The sequence below is a fragment of the Undibacterium sp. SXout7W genome (assembly GCF_049339385.1).
GTDB lineage: Bacteria > Pseudomonadota > Gammaproteobacteria > Burkholderiales > Burkholderiaceae_D > Undibacterium.
In genome coordinates, this window is sequence record NZ_JBMPPF010000001.1 from 162,346 (window position 1) to 184,081 (window position 21,736).

Here is a 21,736-nt window from a genome sequence, read left to right on the forward strand (position 1 = left end):
TTTCAATGAATCGCGCTATCATCAAGAGAATATAAGGCGCTCTGAATATACTAGGGGGAGTATAAAAAACATCAACAATGGTGCTAAATGGTGCAATTACAGGACTGATGCAAAATTGTTCCGGCGAGCAACATAGCTTCTGGTGTTCAGGGAACTTCTCTTGCAAGGAAAACCCGCTACGTCAGCAGACAACATGCTGTCTGAATTCCCGACGACATCAGGGAGACGAAGGCAACCTTGTCAGGTTTGCATAACGAGTCGCCATCATGCCGCCGAGGCGGTGTTGCATTAGTCCTGCGTTGCTTCAAGTGACAATATTAAACGGCAATATTAAACACACTATTAACACACTATTAACACACTATTAAACGACACTATTAAAACGGTAATACCGCATCTGGTTTGACTGCCAGAATGGCTTGTCCGAGCGCTGTCTGTATCCGTGTCAGTGCTTCCGGCGTTTCTGCCTCAAAGCGCATCACAATCACAGGCGTGGTGTTAGACGAGCGCGCCAGTCCGAAGCCATCCGGATACTCTACCCGCAGGCCATCGATGGTGATGATTTCATCGGCACCCGGAAAATTGGCATTGGCTTGCATTGCCGCGATGATCTTGAAGTTTTCACCTTCTGCCAGTGGCAATTGCAGTTCTGGTGTCGATGCTGATTGCGGCAGATTGTTCAGTGTGGCGGTCATATCAGCGACACGGCTGAGAATTTCCAGCAAGCGCGCGCCAGCATACAGGCCATCGTCAAAGCCATACCAGCGGTCTTTGAAGAAGACGTGACCACTCATTTCGCCACCGAGTGGTGAGCCGGTTTCGCGTAGTTTGGCTTTGACCAGCGAGTGTCCGGTTTTCCACATCAACGGTACGCCGCCACGCGCCTTGACCCATGCCGAAATATGTCGCGTGCATTTGACGTCGTACAAAATCTGCGCACCCGGATTGCGTGTCAGCACGTCTTCGGCAAATAACATCAGTTGACGATCGGGATAAATAATCTGACCATCTTTGGTCACCACACCAAGACGATCACCATCGCCATCAAATGCCAGACCGATTTCTGCATCGCCGTTTTGCAGGCAACGAATTAAGTCTTGCAGGTTTTCCGGATGTGCCGGATCGGGGTGATGGTTAGGGAAAGTGCCATCGACTTCGCAGAATAATTCCGTTACTTCACAACCCATACCGCGGTACAGATCGGCGGCAAATGCCCCCGCCACACCATTGCCGCAATCGACCGCGATTTTCAGCGGACGAGCCAGTTTGACGTCGCCGATAATGCGTTGCAAATAGTCTTGCTTGATATCGTGCGTACGGTACTCGCCGTTACCAGTCAGAAATTCTTTATTCAGGATTCGTTGATACAAAGACTGAATTGCTTCGCCGTAGATAGCTTCACCGGCCAGCACCATTTTAAAACCGTTGTAATCGGGGGGGTTATGGCTGCCTGTCACCATGATGCCGGATGCGGCACCGAGTACGTTGGTGCCGTAATACACCATCGGTGTGACCACCACGCCAAGATCAATCACATTGACACCGGTCGATTGCAGACCTTTCGCCAGCGCGGCGATCAGCTCAGGGCCTGACAATCTGCCATCACGGCCAATCACGACAGTCTTTTCATCCTTGGCCAGCGCGGCGCTGCCGAATGCCTGTCCGATCTGGTAAGCGACATCGGCATCCAGCGTTTTACCGATGATGCCGCGGATATCGTAAGCTTTAAAAATACTGGGAGAGAGTAGAGACATAGTCAAAGAAGTAAATAAAAAAATCGGTTATGGATGATGGTTCGGTAATCTGTGATCGGTAATTATGTCATCGCCTGTTTCGTCGCTAATTTCATCGTTTCTGTCATCACTGTATTGCCGGCCTTACACATATTGTGCTTTGTACTGATGGTGTTCTCCTCATTCCATCCTGCCTGCTTTAGCGTTGCTGCATCATTGCTTGTATCGCCCGGTGGTTTATGAGGCTGTTGTTGAATGGCGATCAGTTCATTTCTGCTGGTGATGCGTTGTCTATGGTGTGGCGGACGTGCGTGTCGCAGAAGCAAGGCCGGTATCTCTTGCCTGCGCCTGCCAGATTAAATCTTCGATGCCGCACTGTGGCTCGTATTCTGCCACTATTTGCAGGAGTAAAGCGCGAATTTGCTCATAATCAAATGCCGTGCATGCCGCTTGCATTTCTTGTAGCAGGCGTTGTAATTGTTCCCATGGCAGTTCGCTCTCCTGTGCACGCATGATCAGCGGGTGCGTAGTGCCTTCCACGTTGTCGCCGATCAATAATTCTTCGTAGAGTTTTTCGCCGGGACGCAAGCCGACATGATGAATTTCTATCGTTCCCTCCGGTGTCGCATCGGATTTGATTTCTAGCCCGCTCAGGTGCACCATGCGCTTGGCCAGATCGATGATGCGTACCGGTTCGCCCATATCCAGCACAAACACATCGCCCCCTTCGCCCATCGCACCTGCTTGCAAGACCAGTTGCGCGGCTTCTGGAATGGTCATGAAATAGCGTGTGATTTCAGGGTGCGTCAGCGTGATAGGGCCGCCAGCCATAATCTGCTTGCGAAACAAAGGAACCACCGAACCGGAAGAGCCTAATACGTTGCCAAAACGCACCATGCAAAAACGCGTGTGTTGCTGACGCCGCGAGCATGCCTGCAGGATCAGTTCTGCCAGCCGTTTGCTGGCTCCCATCACATTGGTGGGGCGCACGGCTTTGTCGGTAGAGATCAGGACAAAATTTCTGACCTGCGCCGCCATGGCGGCTTCGGCCACGGACAAGGTGCCAAACACATTATTACGGATGCCTTCGATAGGATTATGCTCGACCAGCGGCACATGTTTATAGGCGGCGGCATGATAAACACTATCAACGGCGCAACTGGCAAAAATCTTTTTCAGCTTGTTGGTATCGAGGACTGAACCCAGAAATGGCAGAATCTCGATATCCAGATTCAGTTGCCCGCGCAGGCCCGATAGCTCTTGTTCGATGGCATACAGATTGTATTCCGACATTTCCAGCAGTATCAGTTTGGCGGGGCGCTGGCGTAGAATCTGGCGGCATAGTTCTGAGCCGATGGAGCCACCTGCACCCGTTACCAGCACATGTTTGCCCGTGATGCAGACCGACAGCAGGCGAGCATCAGGAGATACCTGATCACGTCCCAGCAGATCTTCGATCTCGACTTCGCGGATGTCCTGCACGCGCAGTTCACCGTTCACCAGACTTTGTATTGATGGTGTGACTTTGATTTTCAGCTTGAAGGGTTCCAGCTGATCGAGTATCTGCTTTTGCCGCGTTTTGCTGATCGATGGCATGGCTAGCAAAATTTCACGAATATCATGCCGCTGTGTCAGCGCTGCCAACTGGTCGGGAGAAAATACCTTGATACCACCGATGGTAGAGCCTTGCACATGTGGATTGTCATCGACAAATGCAACACAGACAGATTCACCGCCAGAGCGGAGCGCGGTTGCCAGTTGCGCGCCTGCTTTGCCCGCGCCATAGATGGCGATACGGGTCGCATCTTCCGCCATATCCGCTTGCAACAGCCAGGCTCTGGCGAGGAAGCGGCTGGCGCCGACATACAGAATCGAACCTGCCCAGAAAAATACAAAGATAGCGCGTGACAGAGGTGTGATATGCAGCATGACGCTGATAAACGCCAGCAACAGTACCGAACTGGTCACGCCGATGGCGACGACACTGATAATTTTCTGATCGATAAAACGGATAACCGCCCGGTATAGTCCGATACGGATAAACACCGGCACCGAAATCAGCGGCACCGAGATGATCAGCCAGAAGTAGTGCTGGAACAGGCTGCTGTTAAAAGTGTCATAACGCAGCCATATCGCCAGGATAAATGTCAGTGGCAAACAGACCGCATCCATCACGGCGGCCAGTGCCTGTTTATGCAGGCGAGGCAGGGTCAGCAGGGATTGCATCATGGTTGCGCTCACTGTCAGTGGGTAATGCCATCACGGCGGATGACTTTGAAAAAAGTCATCCACAAAATCCGGATATCCAGCCACAAGGATTGATGCTGCTGGTAGTAGGCATCCAGATCCACCTTGGCAGGAATCGGCAACTCGTCACGGCCATGTATCTGCGCCCAGCCTGTCAGCCCAGGCATCAGGGTATGTACCTGCTTTTCGGTGCGCAGGGCAATCAGATCGTGCTGGTTATAGAGCGCCGGACGCGGCCCTACAAAACTCATGTCACCCACCAGAATACTCCAGAGTTGTGGCAATTCATCGAGACTGGATTTTCTGAGAAATGAGCCTATCGGTGTCAGATATTGATCCGGGTTGGTTAATAAATGCGTAGCCACTGCCGGTGTGTCCACACGCATGCTGCGGAACTTCGGCATCTTGAAAATGACATTCTGGCGACCAACACGATCCGACCAATACACAGCAGGGCCACGTGATGTCAGCTTGACGGCAATGGCTACGATCATGAGTGGCAATAACAGGATCAGACCTGCAACGATGGCAAGGCAGAGATCAATAATTCGTTTAAACATGAGAGGAAGAAGAAAGAGTAATAGCAGTGGCGCGCAGCCCCTGATCAACAGTGTACGGTGGTGTCCAGCCCAGCAGCCTGTGAGCCTTGCTGATATCCACCTGCAAAGAGCCACACAAGCGGTCGGCAATGGATTGACGTCCCAGCAGGCGTGCAGCCAGATTCAGCAGTGTGGCGGGTACTGGCAACAAACGAGACGGGACTTGCAATGCGGTGGCGCAATGTTGCAGCAATTCCGTGGTCGATACATCCTGTCCATCAGAAACCAGAAATACTTCCTGCGCGGCACCGGGATGTTGCAGGCAACAAGAAATCAGACTGAGCAGGTTATCGAGATAAACAAAGCTGCGTTGATTATGAATGCTGCCCAGCGGCAAAGGAATCCCTTTTTGTACCCATCGCATCATGCTCAGGAAATTCGCCTTTACACCCGGACCGTAAATCAGCGGTGGCCGGATGATGGTGACTGCCATACCGGTACTGCGTCCCAGCGCCAGCAAGGCAGTCTCTGCTTCCAGCTTGGACATGCCATACGGGTCTTGAGGGGCTGCCATGTCGGATTCTCGAAACGGATGGCCGGGCGCTGTCGCTTCGCCATTCACTTTGACCGAACTGAGAAAAATAAATCGTCGCACGCCAGCCGCTGCCGCTTGCTGTGCCAGACGCAGGCTGGCATCGACATTGATCTGACGAAACAGGCTTAGTGGATCAGCGGCCGATTCTTGCATGACATGCACTCGTGCTGCGCAATGAACCACCGCATCCACATCAGTCAGCCAGGCTGACCAATCCGTCGTCGCATTTAAATCACCCATCACTGGATTGAACATCGTCTCTGATTGCCACGACAGTAGTCGGCGAGTGGGGCAAACCAGATTGATCGATTGCTGTAATAGGTGTTTGGCCAATGCCTGTCCGACAAAACCGCTGGCACCGGTTAATAAAATACGTTGATTCATGTCCATTATCTGGAGGTGGCAGTGGAACGCCGACGGTCATACACAAAGTAGCGCAACGACAGGAATTTCACAAAACTGCGGAAAAACCAGAGCGCATGGCGCGAGATCAGGTTGCGGTTTTTATGCGCTGCGGTATGTGTGGCTTTGAGCGCTGGATAATAGCGGACGCCTTTTCCCAGCAACTGGCGTGAACGGTAGCAAATGTCCACATCTTCAAAATACATAAAATAGCGACTGTCAAACCCTTGCAAGGCTTTGTAATGCTCGGCGTCAAATGCCAGAAAGGCACCGGATGCCCAGTCGACATAGCAGGGCTCATGCATCTGTGTTTTGTTATACGGTTGCGACAATGAGCGCTCAAACAACATGCGTAACATCGAATAGGCATCAGGAAAACGACGGATGTTGGCGTCGATGTGCAGACATTCAGTATCACGGAACAGGTTGAGGGTAGCGAGCGCACAGCGATCATCACGCATCTGGCGCACCATATTGCGAATGGTGTCCGGCGTGATCGTAATGTCGGGATTCATGACAATGAACATATCGCCATTCCGGAAACCCACACTATTGCTGATCAGATCAAAGATGAAATTATTGTTTTCACCAAACCCCAGACCCGGAGACGCATCAGTATAGGACACCCCTTGCCGCAAGCAATAGGCTTTCAGGCTGGCAGAAGGCTGGTTATCTTTGATCCAGATGTGAAAATCATCTTCTTTTTCTTGCAAGCCTCCCAGCTGGCTGGATATCAGTAGATTTTCATGGCCATGACTGACGATGGCTACATGGATCATGCGTACATCTCCATCCGTGTTTTTCCTGTAGTGGTTCAACTAAGTTGGTTCAGCTAATAGTATTTTGATCACGAAACACTGAAAACCATTAGTCATCAGATTGCAGCGTAATGCGTCCCGGACATCATTGTAAGCGGAGTCTGCCCTTTTTTATGAATTATCCATCAGCCAGACTGTACCTCTGGCTGAAGCGGATGACGTAACAGGCGCTGTGCTGCGATATGCAGTAATAGCCAGTCGAGTGTGACACGGAACGTCCACGCCAGCGCAGCGCCGATCAGACCAAATGTCTGTGCAAGAAAAATCAGTACTGCGATATAAACTACCAGTTCCAGCAAATGGAATTGCGCCGTCAGTTTTGGCTTTCCTCTTGCCTGCAGCATGGTGTAGGGTAACTGGGCGACGCCATTGGCAAAGCTGCCGATCACTAAAATCAGCGTAATTGGTAATGCCTGCCGCGCAAAATCGGCAGACAGCCAGTAGCGCAGGCCCGGATAGGCAACCACGGCCGCTACCGAACACAGAACCAGCATGATCAGCATCAGTTTTTTATATTGCTGACGATACAGTTGCTCTATCTGGCGTTGTACTTGCATGCCGGACAGCATTGGCATCAATGCACCGCAGATTGCCGCAGGAACAATCAGCATCCGCATCAGTCCTTCCTGTGGAATCGTATAGGCAGATAACTGGCTGGCACCAAGCAGGGAACTGATAAAAAAGCGATCGCCGAAGACCATCAGCGGACTAATGATGCCGGACACTGTCAGCCAGAATCCATACGACATCAGGCCGCGCATGGGTGTCAGTAATCGGGTGCTGGTATGACTGCTGCGGAACAAATGCTGACGTAATTGTGCCGCACCGATCAATACCACCAGCAGGCGCGCCAATGCAAGATACAGAGCGATATGCCAGAGACTATTACCGTGCAGGTAGATGGAGATGGCAGGCAGCGTGAACATGCACAATCCGAGAAAAATTTTATTCAGATTCGATGCCGCAAATTTTTCCAGCCCTTCCATTGCTCCACGCAGGCCGCTGGTAATGGCGGTGGGAACCACACCCAGCGCAGCAATCTGAAACGCCAGCTGTGCGTCGTTTTGCCAGGGCAGACTGATTTTCAGCCATTGATGTGCCAGCAATGGTGCAAGGCCCAGCATCAGAGCGGTGCCAGCCGCACCAGTGAGAGCGGTGAGTAACAGGCCAGATTGCAGGATTTGCCCGATACCTTGCTGATCGCCTTCAGCACGCAGCTTGCTCAGGCCATACGTCAGTGCGCGGCCGACACCAAAATCAAACAGGCTGAAATAGCCAATCAGCCCCCAGATCAGTGTCAGTACACCAAAAGCTTCATTCCCCAGTTGTCGCAGACAATAAGGAATGAAGGCCGCTGCTGCCAGCAGCGGTAATAGGCTGCCCCCCAGGTTCCAGAGCGTATTATGTTTCAGTGACATTCAGTGTTCAGAGAGGCAGCGCGCGAGGGCTGTTTGCCACGACGGCGTTGATATACCAAAGTGTTGCTCCAACAAACCTATATCCAGACGGGAGTTGACCGGACGTGCGGCCGGTGTCGGATATTCGCTGGAAGGGATGCCCGTGAGGCCTGGAATGCGTTCCAGTAGCCCGTGTTCCTGTGCCAGACGCAGGATTTCCTCGGTAAAACCACACCAACTGGTATGACCAGCCGTTGTCATGTGATAAATCCCTGTATGTTGCTTCCACCAATGCGCGGCATCGGTGCTGCTGGTCAGTTGTTTGACAATCTGACTGGTTGCGTCACTGAGCCAACCCGCGGATGTCGGTGCGCCCCATTGATCATTGACAACTCGTAATGCGTCTCTTTCTTTGGCGAGTCGTAGCATGGTCAGCAGAAAATTTTTGCCGAACAGGGAATACACCCAACTGGTACGGAATATCAGGTACTCACAGCCACTGGCTATGATCGCCTGCTCGCCCGCCAGCTTGGTCTTGCCATAGACATTCAATGGGTTGACACGATCAGATTCACGATACGCACTCAGACTGCCATCGGTATTGCGCAGCGTTCCGTCAAACACATAATCTGTGGAGTAGTGAATCAGGCCAATTCCCAATTTTTTCGCTTCATTTGCCAAGATACCGGGAGCAACCGCGTTGATCTGATGTGCCAGTGCTGCGTCAGTTTCGGCTTTATCGACGGCAGTATAAGCCGCCGGATGAATGATCAGCTGCGGTTGTGTTGCCCGGACAAACTCCCTGATGTTGTCGGTGTCGGCAAGATCCAGCGTTGTTCTTTGCGGCGCGATGATCTCGTGTTGCTGGCCCAGCTGCCGCTGCAAGTGATGACCAAGCTGCCCGGTGACACCCGTGAGCAGAATTTTCATGCAAAAACCTCAGCGTCTGCTAGTAATTTTCCGAGCTGATCTTTGGCCGACAGCGCTGGTGTCGTTGTCAATGGCCATTCTATGCCGATTGCCGGATCATTCCATTGCAGGCAACGCTCATGTTCTGGCGCCCAGTAATCGGTTGTTTTGTACAGAAATTCTGCTTTGTCACTCGTGACCACAAACCCATGCGCAAAGCCTGGTGGTATCCAGAGCTGGCGCTTGTTTTCTGCAGACAGGACAACGCCTGTCCACTGACCAAAATGCGGTGAACTACGGCGTAAATCGACAGCGACATCAAACACCTCACCTGAGATAACCCGCACGAGTTTTCCTTGTGGCTGCCGGATTTGGTAATGCAGGCCGCGCAGGACATTCTGCGCCGAGAGTGAGTGATTATCCTGGACAAAATTGACTTGCAGTCCGGTCAGAGTGGCAAAGGTGTTTGCGTTAAAACTTTCAAAGAAAAAGCCGCGCTCATCACCAAATACTTTCGGTTCTAAAATCAGGACTTCTGGCAAACTGCTGGGAATGACGTTCATTATTTAATATGCCTTGCTATTGAGTAATTGCAGCAGGTATTGACCATACTCATTTTTTTTCAGAGGTTGCGCCAGACGCTCAAGCTGCGCTTCATTAATGTACTGACGACGGAAGGCGATTTCTTCCGGGCATGCTACTTTCAGGCCCTGTCGTTTTTCTATAGTGGCGATGAATTGCCCCGCTTCCAGCAAGGATTCATGCGTGCCCGTATCCAGCCATGCCATACCGCGCCCCATCAGTTCCACATTCAGCTGACCTTGCTTCAGGTAGGCATTATTGACATCCGTGATTTCCAGCTCACCGCGTGCTGAAGGTTGGATGCTGGCAGCGATATCACAGACTTGCTGGTCATAAAAATACAGACCGGTGACGGCGTAATTGGATTTTGGCTTCAGTGGCTTTTCTTCAATGCTGATTGCCTGGCGGTGCTCATTGAAATCAACGACACCATAGCGCTCAGGATCATGCACATGATAAGCAAAGACGGTGGCGCCTGCGGTTCGGGCATCTGCCTGACGCAATTGCGCTTCGAAATCGTTGCCATAATAAATGTTGTCGCCCAATATCAGCGCAGAGGGGGAGTTGCCGACGAATTCACGGCCAATCAGGAAGGCCTGCGCCAGACCGTCCGGCGATGGTTGCACGGCGTAACGCAGATGGATGCCCCATTGTGAGCCGTCGCCGAGTAATTCCGTAAAGCGCGGGGTATCTTGTGGCGTCGAAATGATCAGGATGTCGCGTATTCCCGCCAGCATCAGCGATGTCAGCGGATAGTAAATCATCGGTTTGTCGTACACCGGCAGCAATTGCTTGGAAATCGCCTGCGTGACCGGATATAGTCGTGTGCCAGAGCCTCCGGCCAGAATAATACCCTTGCGTGTTGTTGTCATTGCCATGTTCATGTGGTTGTTTTTGATTGATATTGCAAGTCAATCCATTTTGTATAATCGCCTGACTGCACATTGCTGACCCAGGCATCGTTAGCCAGATACCACGCGACAGTTTTTCGCAAACCTGAGGAGAAGGTTTCCTGCGGTTTCCAGCCGAGTTCGCGCTCGATTTTTCTGGCGTCAATCGCATAGCGCCGATCATGTCCCGGGCGGTCAGTAATATGTCTGATCTGATCGCGGTAGCTACCGCTGGCTTTTGGTTGTAATTCATCCAGCAAATCGCATAGCGTATGTACCACGCTGATATTGGTCTGTTCGTTCCAGCCGCCAACGTTATACGTTTCTCCCGGACGCCCGTTTTCCAGCACGGTGCGGATTGCAGTGCAGTGATCCGTCACATACAGCCAGTCGCGCACCTGCAAACCATCGCCATACACTGGAAGGTCTTTGCCCTGACGTGCATTGGTGATGATCAGCGGAATCAGTTTTTCAGGAAAATGATAAGGGCCGTAGTTATTGGAGCAATTGGTCGTCAATACTGGCAGACCATAGGTGTGATGATAAGCACGTACCAGATGATCAGAAGCTGCCTTGGAGGCGGAGTAGGGACTGTTGGGAGCGTAAGCGGTCGTTTCGGTAAAGGCAGGATCTTCCGCACCTAAGCTGCCGTAGACTTCATCCGTCGATACGTGCAGGAAACGAAATGCCGCTTTTTTTTCTACATCCAGCGTTTGCCAGTAACTGCGGGCGGCCTCCAGTAAACTGAATGTCCCGTTGACATTGGTTGTCACGAACGCCGCCGGGCCATGAATAGAGCGATCAACATGACTTTCTGCTGCGAAATGCACGATAGCGCGCGGCTGATGCTGTGCAAACAAGGTCTGGAGCAAATCTGTGTCGTTGATATCGCCCTGAACAAACAGATGTCTGGCGTCATCGCGCAGACTGACAAGATTATTCAAGTTGCCAGCATAGGTCAGTTTATCGTAGTTCAGAACGTGCTCGTCAGACTGCGCTAACCAGTTCAGGACGAAATTAGCGCCAATAAAACCAGCACCTCCAGTAACGAAAATCATGCACTACCCCTTTACAATCGCTTTTTTCTACAAAACAAGCGATTTTACTTGAGATGAGAGGATATTCGTTCAGTTTGATGCTGTTAATGTGATCTGCTCAGGTGTCGTGACCGACGAACAGGCGTCAGATGAGTGGCGGAATCTGACTCGCCAATCACCATTGACGTCGCTTGTTCAGATAATATTCGTGTCAGAAAGACAAATCCAGGCGACCGTTACCAAGGTGTATGCAACCAGTAGCAAAGAAGCAATAGAAAGTTTGATCATGACGACTCCTTTCGGGAAACAAATCATCAGGACTTACGCAAAACCGCCCCAGCGGCGTTATGGCTCCTTGTCGTGCAAAGCTGTACTGCCTTCGTCGCCATGCCTTGCTGGGACAATTTTGCGTAAGTCCTAATCATGCAACTTCATAGTAGTTCGTCAACACACAGATTGCTGTATTAGTTTGTGTGGAATTTGTGACGAAATGTGTTTGTTCTTGCGAACGGCGATTGGCTATGCACTAAAACAAAAAAAACTGCAGGAATAACCCTTGAAATCATAGGTTTCTGACCCAACTTAAATTGACAATGTATTTTGACGGGAGAGTAACAATGCAAGAACAAGAGAATCAGCAAACCGAATCCAAGCCAGTCGAAGCCCCTGCGCAAGAGCCTGTCGTTGATGCGGCAGCCCAGGCTGCGCCTCAGTCAGAGGCAGTCGCTACGCCCACAGCGGAGCAGGTAATTGCCCAGCTGGAAGCGAAAGTCGCCGAGTTGCAAGACGCGTTTATGCGTGCAAAGGCCGATGGCGAAAACATCCGCCGCCGTGCGCAGGAAGATATTTCCAAAGCGCATAAATTTGCGATCGAAGGTTTTGCTGAAGCCATGGTTCCAGTAAAAGACAGCCTGGAAATGGCCTTGAAAATCGACACTCCCTCTATTGAATCGTTGAAAGAAGGCGTGGAAATGACGCTCAAACAGCTCAATTCTGCGTTTGAGAAAAATCGTTTGCTGGAAATCAGCCCTGTTCAGGGTGAAAAGCTGGATCCGACCAAGCATCAGGCTATTTCTATGGTGCCAGCAGAGCAAGATGCGAATACGGTAGTCACGGTATTGCAAAAAGGATATACGATCGCCGAACGCCTGTTGCGCCCGGCGTTAGTGACTGTAGCGCAAGGAAAGTAAGAAAAGTGTAAAAAAACACGTAAAAAATGCTTGAAATGCGTGTTTTTTACCTTATATCCGAAACAGACGAGTTTGTTTGGTAGTGCCAGAGCAGGACAGCTGTGCAGACTCACCAACATTGACAAATAAAATATATTCTAAGGGAAACATCATGGGAAAAATGATTGGTATTGATTTGGGTACAACCAATTCTTGCGTTGCTATCATGGAAGGCGGCCAGCCAAAAGTGATCGAAAATGCAGAGGGCGCGCGTACGACGCCGTCCATTATCGCGTATCAGGAAGATGGTGAGATTCTGGTTGGTGCGTCTGCAAAGCGTCAGGCTGTTACTAATCCAAAAAATACTTTGTACGCAGTGAAGCGCTTAATCGGTCGTAAATTCGACGAGAAAGAAGTACAAAAAGATATCGGCTTGATGCCATACAGCATTTCCAAAGCTGATAACGGCGATGCATGGGTTGCTGTGCGTGACAAAAAACTGGCGCCACCACAGATTTCTGCGGAAGTGCTGCGCAAAATGAAAAAAACTGCCGAAGATTATCTCGGCGAAGAAGTGACAGAAGCGGTGATCACTGTTCCTGCTTACTTTAATGATGCGCAACGTCAGGCAACCAAAGATGCAGGCCGTATTGCTGGCTTGGACGTCAAGCGTATTATCAATGAGCCAACAGCTGCGGCGTTGGCGTTTGGTCTGGATAAAAAAGAAAAGGGCGATCGCAAGATTGCTGTATACGATCTGGGTGGCGGTACGTTCGACGTTTCCATCATTGAGATTGCAGACGTTGATGGTGAAATGCAGTTCGAAGTATTGTCCACAAATGGCGATACTTTCCTCGGTGGTGAAGATTTCGATCAACGCATTATCGATTACATCATTGCAGAGTTCAAAACAATCAATGGTCTGGATTTATCCAAAGACCCTATCGCTTTGCAACGCATTAAAGCGTCTGCTGAACGTGCAAAAATTGAATTGTCCAGCGCACAGCAAACAGAAATCAATGAACCGTACATTGCCATGGCAAATGGCGCTCCGGTCCATCTGAATCTGAAAATTACCCGCGCCAAACTGGAAGCACTGGTAGAAGAGCTGGTACAAAAAACGATAGAACCTTGCCGTCTGGCAATTAAAGATGCTGGTGTGAAAGTATCTGATATCGACGACATCATTCTGGTCGGTGGTATGACCCGTATGCCTAAAGTGCAGGAGCTGGTCAAAGAATTCTTCGGCAAAGAACCACGTAAAGACGTGAATCCTGACGAAGCAGTTGCTGTCGGTGCTGCGATCCAGGGCTCTGTCTTGTCTGGTGACCGTAAAGATTTGTTGTTGCTGGACGTGACACCATTGTCTCTGGGGATTGAGACTCTGGGCGGTGTGATGACCAAAATGATTCAGAAAAACACGACGATCCCGACTAAGTTCAGTCAGGTGTTCTCTACTGCAGATGACAACCAACCAGCAGTGACGATCAAGGTCTATCAAGGCGAGCGCGAGATTGCTGCTGGTAATAAAGGTCTGGGCGAATTCAATCTGGAAGGTATTCCACCAGCCGCACGTGGTACACCGCAGATCGAAGTGACTTTCGACATCGATGCCAATGGTATTTTGCATGTGGGCGCAAAAGACAAAGCGACCGGCAAAGAAAACAAAATCACCATCAAAGCTAACTCTGGCTTGACCGAAGAAGAAATTCAGAAAATGGTGAAAGACGCTGAGCTGAACGCGGAAGAAGACAAAAAGGTCAAGGAATTGGCTGAGTCCCGTAATCAGGGTGACGCTTTGGTGCACTCGACCAAGAAAGCCTTGGCTGAGCATGGCGATAAATTGGATGCTGGCGAAAAAGAGAAAATTGAAGCTGCAATCAAGGAACTGGAAGACGTACTGAAATCCGGTGACAAGGCTGAGATTGATACCAAGCTGGGCGCATTGTCTACTGCATCGCAGAAGCTGGGCGAAAAAGTCTATGCTGATATGCAGGCACAACAGGCTGCGGCAGGTGCTGCTGGCGGCGCGGGTGCTGCTGGTGCAGATGCCAAACCTAAGGACGATGATGTTGTTGATGCTGACTTTAAAGAAGTGAAAGACAGCAAGTAATCATGGTTTGACGGGAGTTTCCCGTCATCACGCGCCGGGTGGCTCGCGTTAGCGGTGCTTGCCCGGCGTTTGCGCTTAAGTATTGCGCTTAAGCTGGCGATTGAAAAAGGTTAACAAGAGATGGCGAAGCGTGATTTTTACGAAATTCTCGGTGTTGGTAAAAATGCCTCCGAAGAAGAAATTAAAAAGGCTTATCGCAAACTGGCGATGAAATATCATCCGGACCGCAATCCGGATAATAAGTCTGCGGAAGAAAAATTCAAGGAAGCCAAAGAGGCTTACGAGATGTTATCGGATAGTCAGAAGCGTGATGCTTATGACCGTTACGGCCATGCTGGCGTTGATCCGAACATGGGGGGGGGCGGCGGTGGCGGCGCAGGTGGTTTTGCGGATGCTTTCGGTGATATTTTTGGTGATATTTTTGGCGGTGGTCGCCGTAATGCCGGCCCACAAGTGTATCGTGGCGCCGATTTACGCTATAACCTTGAGATTACCCTTGAGCAGGCTGCAAACGGATTTGATACCACGATCCGTGTTCCGAGCTGGGATGAATGCGACACTTGTCACGGCTCTGGTGCAAAACCTGGCACGTCCCCTGTCACTTGTACCACTTGTGGTGGTCATGGTCAGGTGAGAATGCAACAAGGTTTGTTCAGCATTCAGCAGACTTGTCCTAAATGTCATGGAACTGGCAAGATGATTCCAGATCCTTGTACTACCTGTTCAGGTGTTGGACGCATTAAGCGCAACAAGACGCTGGAAGTGAAGATTCCGGCCGGTATTGATGATGGTATGCGCATCCGTTCATCCGGGAACGGTGAGCCAGGTGTGAATGGCGGGCCTCCGGGCGACTTGTATGTAGAAATTCATATCAAGCAGCATCCGGTATTCCAGCGCGAAGGCGATGATTTGCATTGCGAAATTCCTATTTCCTTTGTCAAAGCGGCATTGGGCGGTGATATCGAAGTGCCTACACTGAGTGGCAAGGCCTCGTTTACCGTACCGGAGGGCACGCAATCAGGCAAAACCTTCCGTTTGCGTAGCAAAGGTGTCAAGGGCGTTCGTTCTGGCTATGCTGGCGATCTGTTTTGCCATGTTGTGATCGAAACGCCAGTGAAGCTGACAGAGAAACAAAAAGAGTTACTGCGGGACTTTGAAAAACTGACAGTCGAAGGTGGCTCCAAGCACAATCCTCAGAGCAAAACCTGGATGGATAAGGTTAAAAAATTCTTTGAATAGTTGTTCAATACTCTTTGACCATTCGTTGAATGTTAGTTGAATATTAGTTGAATTGGCGACTGTCCCCAAAACCCCTGCTGCATAACGGCAGGGGTTTTTTGCATCTACATGCGATGCATTCCTTATCTGTGACGAAGCAGTATTGCAACGCATGCATTACAAGGTATGTATAAAACATGCTTATCAAAACCTATTGATAAAAGCGATATTGATCTCGCTCTAAAACCCGAACATGTAACGGAGAGACTTCCCTTTTTGTTGAACATGCTGTTGGTTGTACTGCGGGTTTCCACGATCTGCCCCTCTGCTTACACGGTTAAAAAAGCCGACAGCTTGTTGATTTCATTTCATGTAATCTAGCGTCAGAACAAAAAGCGACATCGCTTTGATAATACATACACTGGAGACTGGTAATCATGCGTCATTACAAACAATGGCTTGCGGGGATGGCAATGGCCGCAGGAATGTTCACTTCTGCCTTTGCTGCGACAGACGTCGCAGGCGTCAAGTTGGACGATACGCTACAGGTAGCGAATGTGGATCTGAAGTTGAATGGTGCCGGTATTCGCTATAAGGCTATTTTTAAAGTGTATGTCGCTGCTTTATATCTGAAAGACAAAAAAAGTACAGTGCCGGAGGTATTGGCATCGACAGGGCCGAGACGTGTGACGATTGTAATGCTGCGCGATGTGAGCAATGAAGAGTTTGGTCGTGGTTTTATGTCGGGCATACAACAAAATACGGAAAAAGCTGAAAAAGTGAAATTGACTGCACAATTTCTGCGTTTCGGTGAATTATTTGCCTCCGTACCCGAGCTGAAAAAAGGCGATGTCATGATCAACGACTGGATACCAGGTGTCGGCACTGTGGTGTCCCTGAACGGTAAACGCATGGGCGAGCCTTACCCCGACATCGCGTTTAATAATGCCTTGTTGCGGATATGGCTGGGTGATAAGCCAGTTGATAGTGGTCTGAAAAAAGCGATGCTGGCAGAACACGAAGACAGAGGCAATCTGCACTGATGTTGTAGATACAATGAGAGTATTGCTCAGTTGAACACTACTCGTTAGTTTTGACAAAAATTGATCATAGCGGCACGCTGACATAGTCTGGCGTGCCGCTTTGCTTCTGCACACTCCTCGCAGAAGGGTTAGAATCACGCCTGTTTCAATTTCTGGGCCAGAAGATGACAGACGAAAAAAAGACGGAGTTGACCCCCGATCAATTATTTGAAAACAATCGTAAATGGGCTGCTGCCATTTGCGCCAAAGATGCCGATTTTTTTAAAAAACTGGCGTCACAACAAAGTCCCGAATATCTATGGATAGGTTGTTCCGACAGCCGTGTTCCTGCGAATGAATTACTCGGCATGTTACCTGGAGAATTATTTGTTCACAGAAACATTGCTAATGTCGTCGTTCATACCGATCTGAATTGCCTGTCTGTGTTGCAATTTGCGGTAGATGTGCTGGGCGTTAAACACATTATCATTTGTGGCCACTATGGCTGTTCGGGTGTGCATGCAGCAATGACACGACGCCGTGTCGGACTGGCAGATAACTGGTTGCGCCATGTGCAGGATGTGCATCAGAAACATGAGCGTTACCTTGGCGAGACACTGGATCTGAAACAGCGCGGTGAACGTCTGTGCGAACTTAACGTGATCGAACAGGTAGTCAATCTTTGCCAGACCACCGTGATTCAGGATGCCTGGGAGCGCGGTCAATCCATTACCGTACATGGTTGGGTATATGGGCTGCAAGATGGTTTGTTGCACGAATTGGGCATGACCGTGAGTTCTCCTGATATGTTGGCGGCCCATGTAGAGGCGAGTCTGGCGCGTTATCAGGAATGATGGTTTTCAACGACTGTCCATAGTGATTTTTTGCGGAGGCATTGCATCTGAATACAGGATGCAATGCCCTGTGCATATGGATGCTTGATCAGCACTGGCGCAAGATGGTACGAGCGGCGTGATGGCTCCCTGGTATATAGCCCGATATAGCAATGTCGCTTTCGTCGCCATGCTTTCCGGGACAACTTACGTAAGCTCACTTGATGCGTGCATGAATGCGTTAGCCGTTGGAGAAATGCATGAAAATGCGGAAAAAATCAGATTTGCCAACAAAAAACTGTGTTGTATGTGGCCTGCCATTTTGCTGGCGTAAAAAATGGGAAAAAGTCTGGGATGAGGTGAAATACTGTTCAGAGCGTTGTCGGCGTCAAGGCGTGTCACCGCTGCGTTAATACGATGTAATGAGCGTTCCAACCCGGTACACGCAATGGTTTCGTGTATATATTTTCACTATTGCAGGCTACCTGTACTCTGCCTTGATCAGTTTGAATCATTCTTAATCATCTTTAATCACCTTTAATCCCCCATACTTGCCTACAGTCAAAGGCATCGACAGACATAAAGCGTGCCATGCGAATGGTAACAAATGCTGTCATCAATACGATTCAATTACGATTACGATAGCGCATATGACTGCCATACAGCCGAAGAAATTATTATTGTCGAAATGGACTGCAGTAGAAATCGTCGCTCGACAAAAGCATTTTCTGGTGACCAGACTGATTTATCCGGAAGGGCTGGAGGATAAACTGACGTCGCCAGAGAGCGTGGAGATTGAAGCGGTCTACTCCAGGGCTCGTCAAGAAATCTCGTGGCGAGAATTACAGGATGAAAGTCGATGGCTAAGGGGCTGGAAGTGACTCAGCTTATGTCTGCTTTACCTGACCAGTATCGGGCGCTGGTGATTGGGGCTTCGGGAGGAATAGGTGCCGCCTTCGTTGCCTTATTGCGCTCAGATAGCCATTGTGCTGATGTGACCGAACTACACCGTCATTCCGCCATTGTTCTTGATTTCAGTAATGAATCAAGCATTGCCGATGCGGCTAAGGCGCTGGCTGGCAGCGCACCATTTCATCTGATCATTAACGCCGCCGGTCTTTTGCATACACAAGAGTTTATGCCAGAAAAAAAACTCAGTGATCTGCATTACGCTCAGTTGCGGGCGACGTTTGAAGCGAATACTTTCGGCCCCGCATTACTCTTGCGTCACTTTACGCCACTACTTGATCGGCAGCGTGCAATGATGATGATGTTGTCAGCCAAGGTAGGCAGCATCGAAGATAATCGGCTGGGTGGCTGGTACAGTTATCGCGCTTCAAAAGCGGCTTTGAATATGTTGATCAAGACGGCAGCGATAGAATTAAAGCGTACCAATCCGAATGCTGTGTTGCTCGCCATGCATCCTGGAACCGTGCATACGCCATTATCACAACCGTTCAGAGGTGGTAGCGCTGCGCGGTCGGCCACGGATGCCGCTACCGACATGCTGCGCGTGATGAATAGCAAATCGCCGGAACAGTCCGGAGGTTTTTACACTTACCGCGATGAGCAGTTGCCTTGGTGACGTATGGCTTTGTGATTCAAGTGGTGCGAACTTCCAGTTTGCCATCGCGTAACTTGAGTCTGTGCATGTCCGGCAAGGCAATCAGCTCACGATCATGGCAGACCATGATCACGCTGCTGCCGGCCTGAGTCAGTGACGGTATCAGTGCGATGACTTGTTCCCGTGCTTCACCGTCAAGATTGGAAGTGGGCTCATCGAGTAGTAATAGTCGTGGTTGCAGTACTTTGGCGCGCGCTAACGCCACACGCTGTTTTTCGCCGCCAGATAAGGTTCTGGCTGCATGCTGCTGCAAGTGGGTGACACCTGCCCATTGCATTGCTTGTGCCACTAGTTCGATTTGTTCGCGCAGTTGACCTGATTTTCTGAGGCGCAAACCATACGCAATATTATCGGCAACAGTGCCGGAAAACATGACCGGATGCTGATGCACGTAGACAATGGCTTCTCGTAACTGACGTGGATAAGGGATCAGTTTGCAGACTTCTCCGGCAAACATCAGTTGCCTCGTGTGCGCCTGTTCCAAGCCCGCCAGAATCCGTAGCAAGGTGCTTTTACCACTGCCATTCATGCCTGTCAGCACGTAGGCCTGCGCTGCCTGAATGGTCAGTTCGTCGATATTGAGCAGCTCACGTGCACCAAACGATTTGCGCAGCCCCGTTATTTGCAGCAGAGGATTCATTGTAAATGCTCCGCATTACGGGTATCCCCTTGCAGCAGTAATAATGCCGCATTCATCAGCAAGGCCAGCACGATCAGAACGGTACCAAGTGCAATGCCCTGGGCGAATTCGCCTTTGCTGGTTTCGAGCGCAATGGCGGTCGTGATGGTGCGGGTTTCACCGGCGATATTGCCGCCGACCATCATCGCACAACCGACTTCTGACAGTACCCTGCCAAAACCATTGATAAGTGCCGCCATCACGCCAAAACGCACCTCGTACAAGACGGTCAGCATGACTTGCCGGCGACCTGCTCCAAGGGTAATGGCGGTTTCCGCCAGACGCGGGTCGGCAGATTGGACGGCGCTCAGGGTAAATGCGGTCAGAACAGGTAATGCGATGATCGCTTGCCCGAAAATAATGCCAGACTGGCTGAACAGCCATTGCCAATGTCCCAGCAAACCCTGACGGCTCAACAGCAGATACAACAACAAACCGATCAGCACCGTCGGTAGAGAGAGCGCAGCCTGCACCAGCCAGATGGCAACACGTCGCCCGCTAAAGGCGTGGCTGGCGATCAGGTAACCTGTCAGGATGGCTGGCGGTGTGGCCATTGCCAGCCCGAGTATCGAGGTTTTGAAAGAGACCCAGATGATGCTCCAGAGTGTACTGTCGCCACTGAACAGCAGTACAAATGCATCATGGATGGCTGCGCTGATATTCACGTAGTCTGATCAGAAACAGTGTTCCGGTGCTGGGAAAGACTGATCTTTGACCGCTGCTACATAGGCTAGCACTGCGGCGTCAATGCTGGTTTGTCCGTCCATGAAATTCTTGACGAAGCGCGCTTTGCGACCCGGGAATACGCCCAGTAAATCATGCATGACCAATACCTGACCAGAACAGTCCACACCCGCGCCGATGCCGATGGTCGGGATGTGCAGCGAATCGGTCACTTCTTTGCCCAATGTGGCCGGAATGGCTTCCAGTACCAGCAGACTGGCACCCGCAGCTTGTACCGCCAGCGCTTCTGCTTTCAGTAAATCGGCAGCAGCACTGGTTTTACCTTGCACCTTGTAGCCGCCTAACTGATGTACGGATTGCGGTGTCAGTCCCAGATGAGCACAGACGGGGATCGCACGCTCGGTCAGGAATTGAATCACCGGCAGCAACCAAGTTCCCCCTTCAAGTTTGACCATTTGCGCACCGGCTTGCACCAGTTGCATAGCATTATTGAATGCGCTTTCCGGTGTCGCGTAAGTGCCGAAAGGCATGTCGGCAACGATCAGCGCTTTTTGATTGCCACGTGCCACAGATGCTGTGTGGTAGGCAATATCAGCAATGCTGACAGGCAGTGTCGATGAGTGACCCTGGCATACCATGCCGAGCGAATCGCCAATTAGCAGCACTTCGACGCCACATCTGTCCATCAATGCCGCAAAGCTGGCATCGTAGCAGGTCAGCATGCTGATTTTGTTTCCTTGCTCACGCATCGTGACCAGAGTCGGGATGCTGACAGCCTTACGGTCTTGCAAATATTCCGCCATTTTTTTCTCCAAAGGTGATGCTGTCTTGTGTTTTTTGTTGCCAGCAGGTTTTGTCTCCGCCACACCCTGTTTTTATAATCAATTTCTGAAAATGAAATATACAGCACCGACCAGACATAAACCGGCCCAGACGTAATCGAGCTTGAACGGTTGTCCCATGTAAAACATCGCAAACGGGACAAAGACAATCAACGTCAGCGCTTCCTGCAAAATTTTAAGCTGCGCTAGGCTGTACGCAGTGTAACCGATACGATTAGCGGGCACCTGTAGCAGATACTCAAACAGGGCGATGCTCCAGCTGATCAGTGCAGCTACCCACCAAGCTTTGCCGGACAGGTTTTTCAAGTGACCATACCATGCGATTGTCATGAAGACATTAGACATGATTAATAATCCGGTAGTTTGTACGATAACGGGTATTTGCATGGGAGTATCCTATTAA

At 50.4% G+C, this 21,736-nt stretch carries 23 protein-coding genes; 8 read left to right on the plus strand and 15 right to left on the minus strand.

What is annotated here, in order from left to right; all coding sequences use genetic code 11:
• Positions 1-377 precede the first annotated feature (377 nt).
• The 11 genes from ACO0LB_RS00690 to rfbB form a co-directional block, all read right to left on the minus strand.
• Positions 378-1,754 carry a phosphomannomutase/phosphoglucomutase gene (locus ACO0LB_RS00690; RefSeq protein ID WP_423045490.1) on the minus strand — a complete coding sequence of 459 codons (1,377 nt, stop codon included), beginning with the start codon at positions 1,752-1,754 and terminating at the stop codon, positions 378-380.
• Positions 1,755-1,816: 62 nt separating this feature from the next.
• On the minus strand, positions 1,817-2,059 hold the full coding sequence (locus ACO0LB_RS00695; protein ID WP_423045491.1) for a hypothetical protein: 243 nt from the start codon (positions 2,057-2,059) through the stop codon (positions 1,817-1,819).
• Positions 2,025-3,962 (minus strand): polysaccharide biosynthesis protein, encoded by a 1,938-nt coding sequence (locus tag ACO0LB_RS00700; protein ID WP_423045493.1) that lies wholly within the window; start codon positions 3,960-3,962, stop codon positions 2,025-2,027. The genes ACO0LB_RS00695 and ACO0LB_RS00700 overlap by 35 nt, the downstream gene beginning before the upstream one ends.
• 14 nt (positions 3,963-3,976) lie before the next feature.
• Positions 3,977-4,540 carry a sugar transferase gene (locus ACO0LB_RS00705; protein ID WP_423045495.1) on the minus strand — a complete coding sequence of 188 codons (564 nt, stop codon included), beginning with the start codon at positions 4,538-4,540 and terminating at the stop codon, positions 3,977-3,979.
• The gene (locus ACO0LB_RS00710; protein ID WP_423045497.1) at positions 4,533-5,498 is read right to left on the minus strand and encodes a UDP-glucose 4-epimerase family protein; all 966 of its coding nucleotides are present in this window, start codon (positions 5,496-5,498) and stop codon (positions 4,533-4,535) included. The genes ACO0LB_RS00705 and ACO0LB_RS00710 overlap by 8 nt, the downstream gene beginning before the upstream one ends.
• 5 nt (positions 5,499-5,503) lie before the next feature.
• Positions 5,504-6,295 carry a hypothetical protein gene (locus tag ACO0LB_RS00715; protein ID WP_423045499.1) on the minus strand — a complete coding sequence of 264 codons (792 nt, stop codon included), beginning with the start codon at positions 6,293-6,295 and terminating at the stop codon, positions 5,504-5,506.
• A 164-nt stretch (positions 6,296-6,459) separates the two neighbouring features.
• Positions 6,460-7,752, minus strand: a complete 1,293-nt coding sequence (locus ACO0LB_RS00720) for a flippase (protein WP_423045501.1) — start codon at positions 7,750-7,752, stop codon at positions 6,460-6,462.
• Positions 7,753-8,661 carry a dTDP-4-dehydrorhamnose reductase gene (rfbD, locus tag ACO0LB_RS00725; protein WP_423045503.1) on the minus strand — a complete coding sequence of 303 codons (909 nt, stop codon included), beginning with the start codon at positions 8,659-8,661 and terminating at the stop codon, positions 7,753-7,755.
• The gene (rfbC, locus tag ACO0LB_RS00730) at positions 8,658-9,203 is read right to left on the minus strand and encodes a dTDP-4-dehydrorhamnose 3,5-epimerase (RefSeq protein WP_423045505.1); all 546 of its coding nucleotides are present in this window, start codon (positions 9,201-9,203) and stop codon (positions 8,658-8,660) included. Before rfbC ends, rfbD begins: the two co-directional genes overlap by 4 nt.
• A gap of 3 nt (positions 9,204-9,206) precedes the next feature.
• Positions 9,207-10,094 carry a glucose-1-phosphate thymidylyltransferase RfbA gene (gene rfbA / locus ACO0LB_RS00735; protein ID WP_423045507.1) on the minus strand — a complete coding sequence of 296 codons (888 nt, stop codon included), beginning with the start codon at positions 10,092-10,094 and terminating at the stop codon, positions 9,207-9,209.
• 8 nt (positions 10,095-10,102) lie between these two features.
• Positions 10,103-11,170 carry a dTDP-glucose 4,6-dehydratase gene (gene rfbB, locus ACO0LB_RS00740; RefSeq protein WP_423045509.1) on the minus strand — a complete coding sequence of 356 codons (1,068 nt, stop codon included), beginning with the start codon at positions 11,168-11,170 and terminating at the stop codon, positions 10,103-10,105.
• A gap of 596 nt (positions 11,171-11,766) precedes the next feature.
• On the opposite strand from rfbB, the gene grpE reads away from it, so the two are divergent.
• From grpE to ACO0LB_RS00780, 8 genes are all read left to right on the plus strand, one after another.
• Positions 11,767-12,339: a nucleotide exchange factor GrpE gene (grpE, locus tag ACO0LB_RS00745; protein ID WP_423045511.1), complete on the plus strand. Its 573-nt coding sequence runs from the start codon at positions 11,767-11,769 to the stop codon at positions 12,337-12,339.
• Between the two features lie 151 nt (positions 12,340-12,490).
• A complete protein-coding gene (dnaK, locus tag ACO0LB_RS00750) occupies positions 12,491-14,431 on the plus strand; it encodes a molecular chaperone DnaK (protein ID WP_423045513.1) in 1,941 nt (646 codons plus the stop codon).
• A gap of 120 nt (positions 14,432-14,551) precedes the next feature.
• A complete protein-coding gene (gene dnaJ / locus ACO0LB_RS00755) occupies positions 14,552-15,670 on the plus strand; it encodes a molecular chaperone DnaJ (protein ID WP_423045515.1) in 1,119 nt (372 codons plus the stop codon).
• Positions 15,671-16,086: 416 nt separating this feature from the next.
• Positions 16,087-16,692, plus strand: a complete 606-nt coding sequence (locus ACO0LB_RS00760) for a chalcone isomerase family protein (RefSeq protein WP_423045517.1) — start codon at positions 16,087-16,089, stop codon at positions 16,690-16,692.
• A 164-nt stretch (positions 16,693-16,856) separates the two neighbouring features.
• Complete coding sequence (gene can / locus ACO0LB_RS00765) at positions 16,857-17,525, plus strand: carbonate dehydratase (RefSeq protein ID WP_423045519.1); 669 nt, start codon at positions 16,857-16,859, stop codon at positions 17,523-17,525.
• 245 nt (positions 17,526-17,770) lie between these two features.
• Positions 17,771-17,917, plus strand: a complete 147-nt coding sequence (locus ACO0LB_RS00770) for a DUF2256 domain-containing protein (protein WP_423046112.1) — start codon at positions 17,771-17,773, stop codon at positions 17,915-17,917.
• A 237-nt stretch (positions 17,918-18,154) separates the two neighbouring features.
• Positions 18,155-18,385, plus strand: coding sequence for a TIGR02450 family Trp-rich protein (locus ACO0LB_RS00775; RefSeq protein WP_423045521.1), 231 nt, complete (start codon positions 18,155-18,157; stop codon positions 18,383-18,385).
• Between the two features lie 8 nt (positions 18,386-18,393).
• On the plus strand, positions 18,394-19,089 hold the full coding sequence (locus ACO0LB_RS00780; RefSeq protein ID WP_423045523.1) for an SDR family NAD(P)-dependent oxidoreductase: 696 nt from the start codon (positions 18,394-18,396) through the stop codon (positions 19,087-19,089).
• Between the two features lie 16 nt (positions 19,090-19,105).
• Here the strand turns inward: ACO0LB_RS00780 and ACO0LB_RS00785 are convergent, their stop codons facing one another.
• From ACO0LB_RS00785 to ACO0LB_RS00800, 4 genes are all read right to left on the minus strand, one after another.
• Positions 19,106-19,768, minus strand: coding sequence for an ABC transporter ATP-binding protein (locus ACO0LB_RS00785; protein ID WP_423045525.1), 663 nt, complete (start codon positions 19,766-19,768; stop codon positions 19,106-19,108).
• Entirely contained in the window at positions 19,765-20,472 is a 708-nt protein-coding gene (locus ACO0LB_RS00790) for an ABC transporter permease (protein WP_423045527.1), read from the minus strand. The genes ACO0LB_RS00785 and ACO0LB_RS00790 overlap by 4 nt, the downstream gene beginning before the upstream one ends.
• Before the next feature lie 9 nt (positions 20,473-20,481).
• A complete protein-coding gene (gene panB, locus ACO0LB_RS00795) occupies positions 20,482-21,294 on the minus strand; it encodes a 3-methyl-2-oxobutanoate hydroxymethyltransferase (protein WP_423045529.1) in 813 nt (270 codons plus the stop codon).
• 78 nt (positions 21,295-21,372) lie between these two features.
• Entirely contained in the window at positions 21,373-21,720 is a 348-nt protein-coding gene (locus tag ACO0LB_RS00800) for a DMT family protein (protein ID WP_423045531.1), read from the minus strand.
• Positions 21,721-21,736 lie beyond the last annotated feature (16 nt).